Origin of the sequence: Acinetobacter cumulans, assembly GCF_003024525.3 — a bacterium.
Classification (GTDB): domain Bacteria; phylum Pseudomonadota; class Gammaproteobacteria; order Pseudomonadales; family Moraxellaceae; genus Acinetobacter; species Acinetobacter cumulans.
This window is the reverse complement of record NZ_CP035934.2, coordinates 2,172,528-2,186,295: the sequence shown is the minus strand read 5'-3', so window position 1 is coordinate 2,186,295 and position 13,768 is coordinate 2,172,528. Positions and strand designations below refer to the sequence as shown.

Annotated in this window: 11 protein-coding genes, 6 tRNA genes and 1 pseudogene; 13 read left to right on the top strand and 5 right to left on the bottom strand. The window is 38.1% G+C overall.

The features are described from left to right. The first annotated feature begins 9 nt into the window (after window positions 1-9). The 9 genes and pseudogenes from C9E88_RS10405 to C9E88_RS17915 all read left to right on the top strand — a co-directional run bounded on the left by C9E88_RS10405 (window position 10) and on the right by C9E88_RS17915 (window position 3,324). Window positions 10-83, top strand: a tRNA-Trp gene (locus C9E88_RS10405). 39 nt (window positions 84-122) lie between these two features. Beyond that, window positions 123-207 (top strand) — tRNA-Leu (locus C9E88_RS10400). A gap of 193 nt (window positions 208-400) precedes the next feature. Beyond that, a tRNA-Leu gene (locus C9E88_RS10395) sits at window positions 401-485 on the top strand. A gap of 36 nt (window positions 486-521) precedes the next feature. Next, window positions 522-595, top strand: a tRNA-Trp gene (locus C9E88_RS10390). A 39-nt stretch (window positions 596-634) separates the two neighbouring features. Beyond that, window positions 635-719 (top strand) — tRNA-Leu (locus C9E88_RS10385). Between the two features lie 193 nt (window positions 720-912). After that, window positions 913-997: transfer RNA gene (locus tag C9E88_RS10380), tRNA-Leu, on the top strand. A 513-nt stretch (window positions 998-1,510) separates the two neighbouring features. After that, window positions 1,511-2,437, top strand: coding sequence for a phosphotransferase family protein (locus tag C9E88_RS10375; RefSeq protein WP_106986634.1), 927 nt, complete (start codon window positions 1,511-1,513; stop codon window positions 2,435-2,437). Between the two features lie 111 nt (window positions 2,438-2,548). After that, window positions 2,549-3,010: pseudogene (locus tag C9E88_RS10370) on the top strand (NUDIX hydrolase). 185 nt (window positions 3,011-3,195) lie between these two features. Beyond that, on the top strand, window positions 3,196-3,324 hold the full coding sequence (locus C9E88_RS17915) for a hypothetical protein (protein WP_264766844.1): 129 nt from the start codon (window positions 3,196-3,198) through the stop codon (window positions 3,322-3,324). Between the two features lie 94 nt (window positions 3,325-3,418). On the opposite strand, the gene C9E88_RS10365 is transcribed toward C9E88_RS17915, so the two are convergent. Beyond that, window positions 3,419-3,622, bottom strand: coding sequence for a hypothetical protein (locus tag C9E88_RS10365; protein ID WP_106986633.1), 204 nt, complete (start codon window positions 3,620-3,622; stop codon window positions 3,419-3,421). Window positions 3,623-4,115: 493 nt separating this feature from the next. On the opposite strand from C9E88_RS10365, the gene C9E88_RS10360 reads away from it, so the two are divergent. After that, complete coding sequence (locus C9E88_RS10360; protein ID WP_106986632.1) at window positions 4,116-4,388, top strand: hypothetical protein; 273 nt, start codon at window positions 4,116-4,118, stop codon at window positions 4,386-4,388. A gap of 114 nt (window positions 4,389-4,502) precedes the next feature. Here the strand turns inward: C9E88_RS10360 and gloB are convergent, their stop codons facing one another. Next, window positions 4,503-5,234: a hydroxyacylglutathione hydrolase gene (gloB, locus tag C9E88_RS10355; protein ID WP_106986631.1), complete on the bottom strand. Its 732-nt coding sequence runs from the start codon at window positions 5,232-5,234 to the stop codon at window positions 4,503-4,505. A gap of 162 nt (window positions 5,235-5,396) precedes the next feature. Here gloB and C9E88_RS10350 point away from each other — a divergent pair, with 162 nt between their 5' ends. Next, on the top strand, window positions 5,397-7,364 hold the full coding sequence (locus tag C9E88_RS10350; RefSeq protein ID WP_106986630.1) for an acyltransferase family protein: 1,968 nt from the start codon (window positions 5,397-5,399) through the stop codon (window positions 7,362-7,364). Window positions 7,365-7,484: 120 nt separating this feature from the next. Here C9E88_RS10350 and C9E88_RS10345 read toward each other — a convergent pair whose 3' ends face one another. Continuing rightward, a complete protein-coding gene (locus C9E88_RS10345) occupies window positions 7,485-8,066 on the bottom strand; it encodes a flavin reductase family protein (protein WP_106986629.1) in 582 nt (193 codons plus the stop codon). A 117-nt stretch (window positions 8,067-8,183) separates the two neighbouring features. Here C9E88_RS10345 and C9E88_RS10340 point away from each other — a divergent pair, with 117 nt between their 5' ends. Both C9E88_RS10340 and C9E88_RS10335 read left to right on the top strand, forming a co-directional pair. Next, window positions 8,184-9,020 carry a PhzF family phenazine biosynthesis protein gene (locus C9E88_RS10340; RefSeq protein ID WP_106986628.1) on the top strand — a complete coding sequence of 279 codons (837 nt, stop codon included), beginning with the start codon at window positions 8,184-8,186 and terminating at the stop codon, window positions 9,018-9,020. 223 nt (window positions 9,021-9,243) lie between these two features. Continuing rightward, the gene (locus C9E88_RS10335; protein ID WP_106986627.1) at window positions 9,244-12,027 is read left to right on the top strand and encodes a M16 family metallopeptidase; all 2,784 of its coding nucleotides are present in this window, start codon (window positions 9,244-9,246) and stop codon (window positions 12,025-12,027) included. Window positions 12,028-12,149: 122 nt separating this feature from the next. Here C9E88_RS10335 and C9E88_RS10330 read toward each other — a convergent pair whose 3' ends face one another. Further along, window positions 12,150-13,214: an amidohydrolase family protein gene (locus tag C9E88_RS10330; RefSeq protein WP_106986626.1), complete on the bottom strand. Its 1,065-nt coding sequence runs from the start codon at window positions 13,212-13,214 to the stop codon at window positions 12,150-12,152. A 156-nt stretch (window positions 13,215-13,370) separates the two neighbouring features. Beyond that, window positions 13,371-13,766 carry a DUF3144 domain-containing protein gene (locus C9E88_RS10325; RefSeq protein ID WP_106986625.1) on the bottom strand — a complete coding sequence of 132 codons (396 nt, stop codon included), beginning with the start codon at window positions 13,764-13,766 and terminating at the stop codon, window positions 13,371-13,373. Between the last annotated feature and the right edge of the window lie 2 nt (window positions 13,767-13,768).

Below are 13,768 nucleotides of genomic sequence, written 5' to 3'. Positions count from 1 at the left end.
TTAGGTTACAGAGGATTGGTGTAATGGTAGCATGACGGTCTCCAAAACCGTTCGTCAAGGTTCGAATCCTTGATCCTCTGCCAAGTTTCAAAAAAGTCTAACTGCGAGTTAGCACCCTTGATGGGGACGTGGCGAAATTGGTAGACGCACTGGATTTAGGTTCCAGCGCCGCAAGGTGTGAGAGTTCGAGTCTCTCCGTCCCCACCATCAAATTTAAGAGCAAGGCATAGACCTTGCTTTTTTATTGCCTGAAATTTGGGGTTTGAGATAAAAGATTTTCGGTTGGGTAGGGTAGAAAAAATAAAATGAGTTAATTGCTGTTTTTATGACAAAAAAGCGATTGATTGATTAGAAAATGGCTTGTCATCAACGGTCTATCTCTATAATATACCCAGCCATTGGGGACGTGGCGAAATTGGTAGACGCACTGGATTTAGGTTCCAGCGCCGCAAGGTGTGAGAGTTCGAGTCTCTCCGTCCCCACCACTTAATTGATTAATGATAGATTAGTCATTAGGTTACAGAGGATTGGTGTAATGGTAGCATGACGGTCTCCAAAACCGTTCGTCAAGGTTCGAATCCTTGATCCTCTGCCAAGTTTTAAAAAAGTCTAACTGCGAGTTAGCACCCTTGATGGGGACGTGGCGAAATTGGTAGACGCACTGGATTTAGGTTCCAGCGCCGCAAGGTGTGAGAGTTCGAGTCTCTCCGTCCCCACCATCAAATTTAAGAGCAAGGCATAGACCTTGCTTTTTTATTGCCTGAAATTTGGGGTTTGAGATAAAAGATTTTCGGTTGGGTAGGGTAGAAAAAATAAAATGAGTTAATTGCTGTTTTTATGACAAAAAAGCGATTGATTGATTAGAAAATGGCTTGTCATCAACGGTCTATCTCTATAATATACCCAGTCATTGGGGACGTGGCGAAATTGGTAGACGCACTGGATTTAGGTTCCAGCGCCGCAAGGTGTGAGAGTTCGAGTCTCTCCGTCCCCACCAAGATACAAAAGGCAAGATGAGATAATCATCTTGCCTTTTTTAATGCCGATTTTTTGTAGTTGTGCATTTTAAAAGCTGACATCTATGTGTGGCTTATAAAAGAATTTTGTATAACAGCCATGACGTTAAACGACACTATATTTAAAAGCGTTTGCGGACTTAACAAACTTCGGCAATAGAAAAATATCTATGATTAGCCAAATAGCAACGAATACGATTGCAGGTGAAAAGGCTAAACATGAATAAGAAAGAATAATAAATAGAATACCGCTTATATTTTTTAAGTAAAAAACAGCTTTTAACTACATTTATATCCGTTGATTATTTTATTTAAATCGTTTAATTGAGAATTATTATCAATATTTCGTTTTTTAACGAATTAAAGTTTACAACCTAGGTATGAGTCTAAGCTTTTTAATTTCGCATAACAGCTATTATGTTTAATAAAGAAGTAAAATAGGTATAACTTCTACTATGTCATGATCATTTTATTAATAATAGAAATTGAGTAGCATGAAAAATTTATATGAATTAAAGAATAAAATTCAAGAAAAGACATTAAATTTGGTTACGCAGAGAAATGGATCTTCCGTGTATCAAGGGCAATTTTTTCAAGAAAAAGTTTTTATCAAAATAGCAAAAAACCGAGAGGCCAACGATCGTTACTGTGAAATTTTAGAAGCTCTCAAAAATTTCGCATTAACGCCAAAGGTATTAAATAAATTTGAATGGGATGGTTCTTCTGTCCTTGTCATGAGTGCTATAGAGGGAACTCAATTCGATCAAATATTTAAGAATTGTACGCGGGACCAGAAAATATATTTTTTTAAAGCCGCGGGCAGATCTTTAGGGGAACTTCATCGGGAAATTCCAGAGACTTTCTTATTTAATATGAGATTCTGGCAAGATAGAGATGGCTTATCAACACAGCGGATATTATGGAGTCAACAGTTAGAATTAATGATCTCTAAATGGATGTCACGCGTGAATCCATTATCATTAGATTATCATGAGTTTAGCTATCAATTAAATGAGTTACTCAAATACAGTAAAGCCTTATCCGAACCTTCACAGCTTACTTTATTACACTGTGACTATATTGGCCGAAATATCCTAGTAGACAGTAAAAATCAGATCTCGGGTGTTATAGACTTTGATGCTGCTCGTATTGGGGATGCTGTCTATGATTTAGCGAAGATTGTATGGGTAGAAATAGATTTCTCTGATCTTGAATTACGGAATGCTTTTTTAGATGGCTGGGGATGTACGTATAAGCAGAGAGTGCCTAAAGTGAATTTTCTATTCTATGTGGGCATACAATGCCTTGCGGCGATTGCTTGGACAGATAGAAATCCGTCCTCTGATGGGACTAATACTATTTTTCGCGCTTCCGCAATTCGGACGCTGAGCGTTGTGTTAAAGGAGCTAGCAGCACTTTGACTGAATTTACACGGTCATTTCGTATAATCGCCATTACTTTAAATGGGAATAAAATTTAATTTAAGAACTGTATATAATTTATGAATTAATATTTATAAAGAATTTAATTTAATACGCGTTAGAAAATCTTCAAGATTATTAATAATAAATGAAAATTTAGAAGTTTTACTTTTTCAATTTTTTCATGAAAATGATGCTTTAGCTGGGCAGAAATACTGGGCTACTGTTGGTGGGGGAGTTGAAAATTGAGAAACTTTTGAGCAAGCTGCTTGTAGAGAATTATATGAAGAAACAGGTATAGTTCGAGATGATGTAGGAATATGTGTTGATACACGAAATTTTGAAATGCTATTACCTAGTTCTGAAATAGTAATTTCTAATGAAAGATTTTTTGTGATTTTCGTTAAAGATGATGAGATTAAGACTAATAACTGGAGTGATCACGAAAAAAAAGTTATTAGTAAAAGTAATTGGTGGAAATTAGAAGACTTAAGAGAAACCAGTGAAACTGTTTTTCCAAATGATATTCCAAATATTCTTTTTAGAAGTTTTCCACAAATATTCAAAAATTAAGATTTTCTAAAATTAACATAATACACGTTATACGCAATTCTTGAATTTTATTAATAGGTATCAGTATCTTAGTTAAATTTGTTTCTGTAAACAGCTTACGGGAAAGGATTTTTTATGATGATTCATGGATGGCACCTGTTTTTTGATCTACGTTCCATAGTTTTATTTCAGCCTAAGGCAGAAAAATGTCTAAGTATTTATTTTTAAGCTTAGGTTTAGATTTAAGCTTGTTTGATTTAGCATCTAATGAAAAGGGTAGCATATACCATGTACGCCTGCTAAATAGAAAAAAGCTTGGAATAATCCAAGCTTAATAAAGAATAAAAAAAATTGGGCTGATCAAACTTTCCTTATTTGATTGAGCTGTTGATGCAACTTAAAAATGGTTGAGCGAGCTTTAAGTGCGATTTAGGCCTTAAGATGATCCTCAAATTCTTCACCTAATTGCATTGCTAAAGCATTTCCTGCAAGTTCATAAGTCACTAAACCATATTCTTTTTTGAAACTGAAAGTAAAACCACGACCATCGGCCAAGTTACGTACGTTGTAGCCGAGTTTTTCTAACCATAGACGGAAGGCGATTAGATTTTTTGCTTTAACCACTTTTTTCACAAGCGAACTCCATATTCATCTTAAAAATATTAATAGGGACATCCAAATCATTTTTAAAGGTCTGTTGACTTAGTTTTATATAAAATATTTTATTTTGAATATTTTTTCATCGAATAATGTGTTTTTGGCATTAGAGGAATTAAACAAATCCTTCATATTTTTAGATATTTTAATCATGTAACTAAATATATTAAGTTTAACTAAAAAGTTTAAGTGCGCAGAATTTCTATGGTCTAGTGTGCTGTCTTGGGTCTGCAAACATAAATGTAATTATGAATCCTTTGTAGCGTAGAAGAGTCTAACTTAGCAGGATAAATGCGCCTTACTAATTGCTTGGAACGGATATGTCAATTTAGGTGGAACCAAGTAGGCCAGTATAGTTGTATAGGCAATGATACTTTATTCAGCATTGAGCCATACAAAACTGTATGGATTGAGTGGGAAGCCATTATACTTCACTACTATTTAGATCCATGTGTATATGAGAGCAGAAATGAGTACAGCCACAATTGAAAGTCAGGTAAAAGCACAGATTGAAGCGATGCAACAGCAAGGCCTTCAAGCTGTAGCGGTTATGTTAGGACATGAAGATTGGCTGGTATTTTCAACTGAATCAACTGTTGCTTATACGCCATTTGGCAGTGCACGTCGTTACCAGCCTGCATTAAGCGGTTTATTGTTAGTACGTGTAGATGAAATGCATGCCATGCGCGTAGTGACACAAGCAGACTTAGACTTGTACACACAAAACAATCAGATTTTATAAGTACTTACCAAGCACAGCGTGCTCTGAATTTTTTTCAAATTACGCTGTGTCGATGGGCTTGACCCAACTGAAGTAAAGTTAAAGCTGGTGAAGATGATTGCTCACAATCATTATTTAAAAGTTATCTTTTAATTCCCTTAAACGCTGAAATTCTTCAATACTCTCTGCTCTTAAAAATGGATTAGTTTCTAACTCTATGTCAATACGGCTAGGCAGTGTGCATTCACCAAGCATCCGTTTGCGTTGTACATCTTCGGCACGCTGTTGAATGGCTATATTGTTTGGCTCGACATGCAAAGCAAATTGCGCATTTGAAAGGGTATATTCATGTGTGCAATAGACTTCTGTTCGGGGTGGTAGGGCGGCCAAACGTGATAATGAGTGAAACATTTGCTGATGCGTGCCTTCAAATACGCGACCACACCCCATGGCAAATAAAGTGTCACCACAAAATACCGCATCAAGTGCATCGATAAAATAGACAATATGACCTAAGGTATGCCCTGGAACAGCAATAATTTCAATCTTCAAATCATGAAATTCAATAACTTGTTCATGCATGAGCGCATTAGAAATAAATGAAATTTTGGACAATTCTTCGCGTGGGCCAAATACTGGAATCGAACGCGTTGCAACCAGTTCAGGCACACCGCCAATATGGTCTTTATGCCAATGCGTTAACCAAATTTGTGCCAACTTAAGTTGGTGTAATTGACAGTATTCTTCAACCAAATGAGCTTCTGTTGGGTCTATAGCCACAACTTCTGCACTGTCTTGATGCTCAAGCAACCATATATAGTTTTGTAATTGATTTTTAACGTCGATACAGTGAATTTTATAAGTCATTTATCGGGTCGAAGAATAAAAGAGATGCTTTAACATAGCATGTTTTTAGCAACGACTTGTGTGCGGATTTGCGCTAAAAATACATAATTTTTTTTGCAATACACATTGAATGTAGAGGCGATAGTTCTAAAATAGCGAGTCATTTATAACCAGTAAAATTACATGAGTATTTCCTACCGTGAAGACATTGACGGACTACGCGCATTAGCCGTGAGTTTAGTGATTTTTAATCATATTGGTCTGTCTTTATTTTCGGGGGGATATATTGGGGTTGATGTCTTTTTTGTGATTTCTGGGTATTTAATTACGGCTATTTTGCTCAAAGATAGTCTACAGCATCAGTTTAGTATCAGCAGTTTTTATAAAAAACGTATTATACGGTTAGCACCTGCGTTGCTCAGTATGTTGCTGGTAGTGACGTTGATCAGTTGTATGCTGATGTTACCGCATGAACTGGAAAAATATTTTAAAAGTCTGAATTACGCCATTTTCTTTATGGCCAATGTGTTTATGCGTGAAGAAGTGGGGGATTATTTTAGTCAGAACACCGATCAAATTCCGCTTTTACACTTATGGTCCTTAGGCGTAGAAGAGCAGTTTTATATTTTTTGGCCTTTGTGTTTATTGTTTTTACTCAAACATGTTCCTATAAAATGGATGTCAGTGCTTGTCCTGAGTCTGATTGTATTACTGATTATAAATGCTGAAATGGCAATGCAACAGAATATCGCCAAAGCCTATTTTGCGATGCCAGTTCGAGCGTTTGAGCTGTTGGTTGGCGCATTGGTTTGTTTTTCACCCAAACATGTATTGCAAGACAAATGGGCAAGCTATTTAGTTTGGTTAGGTTTGATCACCATTTTAGTGTCGGCAGTTTGCATGGGGCATAGCACCCATTTTCCTGGTTTAATGGCCCTTATTCCATGCATGGCAACAGCACTGATTGTTTATGCAGGCGGACAGACAGCGCATGCAAATCCTTTGCTAGTACATAAATGGAGTACATGGATCGGCAAAATTTCTTATCCGATGTATTTATGGCATTGGCCACTCATCGTATTTTTAAATATTTATTTATTAAGTTTAAATGTACTCAATCAAGTGCTGATTGTATTGAGTACCGTGCTGTTGGCCTATGCGAGCTATCGTTGGATTGAGCTGCCTTGTCGTCGTTTTAGTCGGACATCAAGTACAAAAGTTATCCTGATTGGCTTTTTAATTCCAGCGCTAACCATTACCGCAAGTGCTCATTTAGTTGAGATAGAAAATGGCTTTCCAAACCGATTTGAAGCCAGTGTTCAACAACATTCGGATGGCTTGATTAGCTATGCGCATGAGATCCGTGGTATCTGCCACAATGGCCTAGCACCAAACCAATTAGCGCCTACACAAAAGTGTATATTGGGTGTAGATAAGCCACAGATTGATTTTATGTTGATTGGTGACTCACATGCCAATCATTTTACAGGCATGTTAGATGTATGGGCTAAAGATGCGGGCTTACGAGGTTATGATGCAACACAGGACACCACAATCTTTTTGCCTCACGTGGATTTATATATTCCAACTAAAGCTGGATTCACTCTAGACACGAAATTTAGAGCACGTAATGATGCACTCATTGATTATTTGCAGACACATCACTTTAATCAAATTGTTTTAGCCGGCTATTTTGAAAATTACTTACGTACCTATCGACTGAATAATTTGCCACAAGCCAGCTCAGCGCAACTGATGTTTAATAGTTTGAATGAAGCTATGCCTATTTTATTCAAATCGGCCAATGAGGTGATGATTATTTTGGATACACCGACGCTTACAGGGCGAATGCATGCAAATTGCCCTGTGCGTGCAGAAGCTTTGGGTCGTCATGTAAGCTGTGATTTTGCTTTGCAACAGGATCCTGCAATGCAGCAATTTGCTCAGATATTGCAACAGTTACAACAGCGCTACCCACAGCTCAAAGTGATTGATCCAAAAGTGGCACTATGTAAAAGCGGTCATTGTTCGGCTTCGATTCAGGGCGTTGCGTTATACCGTGATCAAGACAACAACCATTTAAACTACCGTGGCTCAGAAGCATTGGGTCGGGCGTATTTACAACAACACCCGAATCCTTTGGGGCGCTAAATTTTAAACTTAAAAGATTATGGTTGAGCTTTCGCGTTGATTCCAACGTGAAAGCATTGCATATGAACAAATCACTAGCATAGATATGCGCTGTATTTGTAGAAGTGTTGCGAAACTATGTTATTCAACTGACACGGCTTGACCAATGGTGTAAAAATGACCGCCAGCGACATGATGTAAGCTTTTCCAATCATCTGAAGCTTGATCAAATAACCAATGGCCATCCCTAAAAATGCGTTCATCTGCATAGGCATGAATCACTTCACCTATAAACAAATCATGTTGTTGCTGATGGTGCGGTTCATGGATGAGTTTGCATAATAACCATGCCGAGCAACCGTCAACAGCGGGCAGGGTTGAATGTGGAAAATGAAATAAATTGACGCCACATTGGCGTAGTTTTTCAGGCGCATCGTGTTGGCTCATCATACCCAGCGCATAAACCATTTTAAGCTGTTTTAAATTGGGAACTTGCAACACAAAGTGGCCAGAATTTTCAATGATGCTTCGGGTCATGGTGCTTTTATCGAGCACTACACTAACTTTGGCAGGCTTAAACTCGACTGGACAGGCCGCTGTCATGACTCCTGTATGCGTTTGATCTTGCGCAGAAACCAAAACTGTTGGGCCGTGATTGAGTAAGCGATAGGCCTTTTCTAAAGGGACAGGGAGTAAATGTGGGTGTAAATTAAGCTCATTCATAATTTATAGAAATAGATGACGAAAATTTAGCGGGTTGTTACATAACATATAGCATATTAGGCAATATGAATGCATAAAAGCTCATAAAATACAGACAGTTTATTTGGAATTTAAACCATGAAAATGTATCAAGTGGACGCGTTTACAGATGCGTTATTTAAAGGAAATCCAGCTGCGGTATTGGTATTGGATGAATGGCTCGGCGATGAGCTTATGCAAAATATTGCATTGGAAAATAACTTATCTGAAACGGCATTTGTTAAGTCGATAGATGCAGAAAACTTTGAAATTCGGTGGTTTACACCCACAACAGAAGTTGATTTTTGTGGCCATGCAACTTTAGCCAGTAGTTTTGTCTTGTTTAAAGACTATACATCAGCCAAAAAGATTTATTTTCACGTTAAAAATTTGGGTATTTTTATTGTGGAACAAGAAGCAGATGGCAAAATTAAAATGAATTTTCCACAGCGCAAAGCCAGTCTGGTGACTGAATACCCAGATGAATTACGCCAAGCGCTCACTAAGCCTTTTAAAAATGTGTATTTAAATGCCCAAGCTTATATTGTGGAGTATGAAAGTGTACAAGATGTGCTCGATGAACAGCCCAACTTAGAATTGCTTAAAACCTTAGGGAAGATACGCACGGCGATTACGGCATCTGAATTACAATCGCCAACTGATGTTGCGATTACCTCATTGGGTGAACAATATGACTGCGTATCACGTTATTTTGCTCCAGCCAATGGCATTAATGAAGACCCTGTGACGGGTTCAATTCATACTGCAATTGCGCCTCTGTGGGCAGAGAAACTGTTGAAAAATTCGTTACTTGCATATCAAGCTTCTGCACGTGGTGGGGCATTATATTGCACCTTGTTGGACAATGATCGGATTGAAATTGCGGGTTATGCAAAGTTATATATGCAAGCTGAGATTAATGTAGATCAAGTTTAATTGTTATATACATTTTAGTGTGGGTCTTTTAAGTGCTGTATTTATTTCTGAATGGTTGATATGTGTCCAAACTAATGATGCTACTGCATACAAACAGGAAGATAAGTGCTTAAAAGACAAAATAATTTAATAAATAACATAAAATTCACTATAAAATGAGAATCATTCTCTTATAATTGCAACATAGAATAATTGAATGTTACATGAAGGTTTATAAATAAATATGCGTTTAAAACAACTCACGCTGTCGCTTTTTTTGTTGGCTTCAACTAGCGCAGTGCTCGCACAACCTGTTTTAATCAAAACAGACAATAACATTCAAGAATATACATTAGACAACGGTTTTCGAATTATTCTTGCCCCGAATGATAAAGAAAATAAAGTATTTATGAATACCATTTACCGTACGGGCTCATTGAATGATCCGCAAGGTAAAGGTGGTTTGGCGCATCTATTAGAACATTTGGCATTTAAGGGTACGCAAAATATTAAAGGTGAAGAGTTTCATCGCCGTTTAGATCAGTACACTCTAGGTACCAATGCCAGTACAGATTACTATTCAACAAAATATACCAATATAATTCGTCCTGAGCAGAGCGTACTCAATGAAGTTATTCATTTAGAAGCTGAGCGCATGGATAAGCTGGTCTTACAAGAAAAATATGTCCCTTCAGAAATTGCCATTGTGAAGCGTGAACGTGAAATTCGTCTAGATCAGCCTTTTTCTGTGCTGATGGATCAAATTTTTAAATCAGCTTATGGCAATCAATATTTAGGACGCTTGCCGATTGGTGATTTAAACGAACTGCAATCGATCAAGATGCAAGAGTTAAATTCATTTTATCGTACTTGGTATGCGCCTAATAACGCGGTGATGGTGCTGTCTGGTAAATTTGATGCACAAGCAGTATTGAAGCAAATTGATGCACAATTTAGCCCAATTGCATCTCGAGCTGTACCTGCACAACCTAAAGTGCCAACCATTCGTGGTAAAGATATTAAACAACGTGAATTTAGCGTACAAAAGGGTAGTGATTTAGCCAAATTCAATATTTATTTGAATGGCGCGGATGATGCGATTACAACAGCTTTATCTGTATCTCCTGTGCTTTATTCATTACAACCTAGTGGCCATTTGTATAAAGATGTTGTAGAAACTGGAATTGCGAACGCCGTACAGTCAAGTACATGGTTAGACCGAGATTTTAACTTGGTGTTCATGGGTGCAGTGTATGCGCCAAACCAAAATGCACAACAGGTTCAAACCACTTTAAATAAAGGGGTTGAACAGACTCAAGCATTTAATGATGCTGAGCTAAATCGGGTAAAAGCGATGACGCGTAATCAGGCCGATTCCATTAAAAATAATGCATCGGCAATAGGTACACGTATTAGTGATTATTATGTGGCTTATGATGGTAATTGGGCTAAATATTTTAAAGATTTAGACGATTTGCAAAAAATGACCGTCGACGAAGTCAATCGTACCTATAAGGCATTTTTAGTGCCTGAAAATCGTATTGTAGGTAATATTTTACCAACGCCTGAAGATCAGAAAAAAGCACAAACACAAAAAGTGGCAGAGCATGCTCAAACCTTAGATGCAACTATAGCTAAGGAAGAGCCTTTAAAAGATGTTGCTTCCTATCAGGCTGAGGTAAAACAATATGTTGAACAATCGAAAGGTTATTTGACTTCGAAAGAACAACAAATCCAACGTGGCAAACTCAAAAATGGCATTCAATACGCACTGTTCCCAACACAGACACGTGATGATAAGACCTATGCCACGATTGCCTTGGACTTTGGTACAGCGCAATCTCTGATGAATAAAGGTGAGGTATTAGACCTGACTGCATACTTGCTATTTAGAGCATCGGCTGAGCAAAGCCTGCAAGACATCACGGATAAAATTATTGAAAGTGGTGGTGGTGCTTCAGTGAGTGCAAGTTCGAATGGACTAAGCTTGCAACTTTCGGCCAAAAAAGAAAAATTTGACGAATTTTTTAAATACTTTATGGCGGTGGTGAAAGCGCCAACATTTGAACAAAGCCAGTTTGATTTAATTAAATCACAAAGTATTTCAAGTTTAGATCGTCCATATACAGAGCCGGATACTGTGGTAGGTATGACCTTGTCACGAATGTTAGAAAAGTATCAACCGGGTGATTTACGCTATCACTTTGAACCTGATTTGGTTAAAAAGCAGTATGAGTCAGCCACTCGCGAGCAGGTAATGCAACTGTATCAACAGTTCTTTAAAACACAGCGCGTTAATATTGCAGTCACTGGTGATTTTGATGCTAAAAATATGCAAAAATTGCTGAAAAAAGAATTCTCGCAATGGTCAACCAAAGAACCTTTTGAGCGTTTGGAGTCGGACTATACTGCATTAAATGCAACAAAAGTTCATGTGCTTTCGGAGCAACGTGAATTTGGTAGTTATCAGGCAGTATTGACTTTTCCAGTAGGTTCATATCATGTAGATATGCCAGCATTACAAGTCTTCCGTCATATTTTAGGCGATTCGCAGTTGTCGTCTCGTTTAGCGCAAGAGCTACGTGAAAAGAATGCATTGGTATATGGCTTTAACAGCTCTTTAAACTTCAGTAGTTGGAAAGACTCAGGTGCTTTGGGCATTGGGGCAAACTATACTGCGGGCAAGTCGGCACAAGTGTCTCAAGCAGTACATAAAGTATTGAATGAAATGCTGTCAAAAGGTGTGACCGAACAAGAAGTTGAAGCGGCCAAAGCCAGTATGCTGAAAAAGCGTGTCACTGCTTTAGAAGATGAGCGCCGTATTCATTCAATGCTTATTCCACAGATGGAACATGGTCGTACTTTGGCTGAACGTGAAGAGCGTGATCAGGCGATTGCAAAATTAACCAAAGCAGATATTGATGCAGTGATTCAAAAATATATTCATTTAGATGGCTTGGTCGAGGTAATGGCAGACCAATATGGTAAAACCATTAATCAACCACCTTCAGCGTTGAAGAAAGATTAATTTTCTAAAAAGTAACAATAAAAAAGCGCCTCAGGGCACTTTTTTATTGTTACTGCTAATGTGCTTTATGTGTGATTGGGAGTCTGAATGACTACAGCACAAACTAAACTTCAATTATGGTTTTACAGGCGATAGAACTGTTTGGCATTATCACGAAATATGAGGCTTAAAGCCTCTGGATGTGATACGGCTATAGCATCGCTAAAAGCATCAATAATATTGACCAAACTGGTACTGACGCTATCCATTGGGAAGTTTGAGGCAAACATGATCCGATAAGGGCCAAAGCATTGTAAAACATGACTAATTAAAGGATAAGCCAAATCAAATACTTCAGTTTTGCTGGCCAGCCGTTTTTCTTTATGAAATTGATGACCCAAAATTGGCATAAATAGCCCAGACATTTTGGTGTAAACATTGGGCAAACTTGCTAATTCAGCCATGTCTTCTTGCCAATGGAACAGAATATTTTCACGCGCTGTTTTGGTTAATCCCGTATGTGAACCCACAGAGCCAAAAAGGCCTGCTGGTGTACCAAAGTGATCGAGTACAATAGATGTTTCTGGAAAGCTTTTGGCCAATTGGACAATGTCAGGTAGTTGGCTGGAATATGCCCATGCATCAAAGCTTAAATTCATTGAAGCTAAGGCTTCAAAACCCTTCATAAATTTTGTATTGGTATATAAATGCGGATCATCTGTCCATGCATGAATTTTAGGGTCTTCATGGTAGGCCGCCATTTTACGAATACCACGAAATAGCGGTGATGCTGCTTGGTGTAGTTTTAAAATTTTTTTAAAGTTAGCATCATGTGGATCTGCAGTACCTACAATGCCAGCCAAGGTCAAATGCTGGGCTTGAAAATCCAATGCTGAAACAAATTCCGTTTCAGCCACCACCGCTTTGCCTTTTTGATGATGCCAATTGGCTTCAACATGCACAACTTTATCTACATCATAGTGGCCAAGATCAGCTTTATAGTTTTTGGGTAAATAAGGTGCTGTCACGTGTTGAGTTAGGCCAACAGTTTCAATCAGGTCATCGGGTTGTACAAGACGGATCATTTTGTCGAGTAAATAGGGATGCTTACCCAAAAGCTTAACAGCCATTTTGGCTGCATGGGGCGTGTGATACGGGTCCCATTGATGAATGTGGGCATCAATTATTGAAAAACCGAGCTGATGCATGACTGTCCTTTGTTTGCAGCAATCTATTTTTAATATAAAAGGTCTGGGCCGATAAAACAGCAAAACATCATAAAAAAGTGACAAATGGGTGTTTTTACAGCTTTGAGGCGGTGACAAAAACAATAAAGCTCCCAAGGGGGAGCTTTATTCGATCACTTAGTGATTATGATCGTGGTTATGCTTATTGGCATGGAATTCTTCGTTATGGCGGAAGCGTAGGTAGTTTTCAAACTGGTCGCAATATTCGTCGTAGTTGTCTTCAAGCATCATTTGGAATTGCTGTAATACATAAGACATCACTTGCTCTTTGGCATCACGCATTTCATTGCCATCTTTGAAGTTGTTGGCAGCCACCCACGTATTAAAACGCGCTGTACCAAACAGCATAGCAGCACTAATTTGGCCACGTTTTTCAGCAGGTTTTTCTTCACTGCCTTTTTCTACACGGCTAAATTCATTTGCGAGTTTAATAAATTCATCTGCACGTTCAAAGAATGCCGCATTTAACGCTTCTTCTTCGGTTACATCGGTTGCATCAATCTTTTGAACCATGA

Bases quoted from the DNA above. Each gene is read 5' to 3' on its own strand.
- C9E88_RS10360 (WP_106986632.1), top strand. From the start codon at position 4,116: ATGAGTACAGCCACAATTGAAAGTCAGGTAAAAGCACAGATTGAAGCG.
- C9E88_RS10350 (WP_106986630.1), top strand. From the start codon at position 5,397: ATGAGTATTTCCTACCGTGAAGACATTGACGGACTACGCGCATTAGCC.
- C9E88_RS17915 (WP_264766844.1), top strand. From the start codon at position 3,196: ATGTCTAAGTATTTATTTTTAAGCTTAGGTTTAGATTTAAGCTTGTTT.
- gloB (WP_106986631.1), bottom strand. From the start codon at position 5,234: ATGACTTATAAAATTCACTGTATCGACGTTAAAAATCAATTACAAAAC.
- C9E88_RS10345 (WP_106986629.1), bottom strand. From the start codon at position 8,066: ATGAATGAGCTTAATTTACACCCACATTTACTCCCTGTCCCTTTAGAA.
- C9E88_RS10335 (WP_106986627.1), top strand. From the start codon at position 9,244: ATGCGTTTAAAACAACTCACGCTGTCGCTTTTTTTGTTGGCTTCAACT.
- C9E88_RS10325 (WP_106986625.1), bottom strand. From the start codon at position 13,766: ATGGTTCAAAAGATTGATGCAACCGATGTAACCGAAGAAGAAGCGTTA.
- C9E88_RS10340 (WP_106986628.1), top strand. From the start codon at position 8,184: ATGAAAATGTATCAAGTGGACGCGTTTACAGATGCGTTATTTAAAGGA.
- C9E88_RS10375 (WP_106986634.1), top strand. From the start codon at position 1,511: ATGAAAAATTTATATGAATTAAAGAATAAAATTCAAGAAAAGACATTA.
- C9E88_RS10330 (WP_106986626.1), bottom strand. From the start codon at position 13,214: ATGCATCAGCTCGGTTTTTCAATAATTGATGCCCACATTCATCAATGG.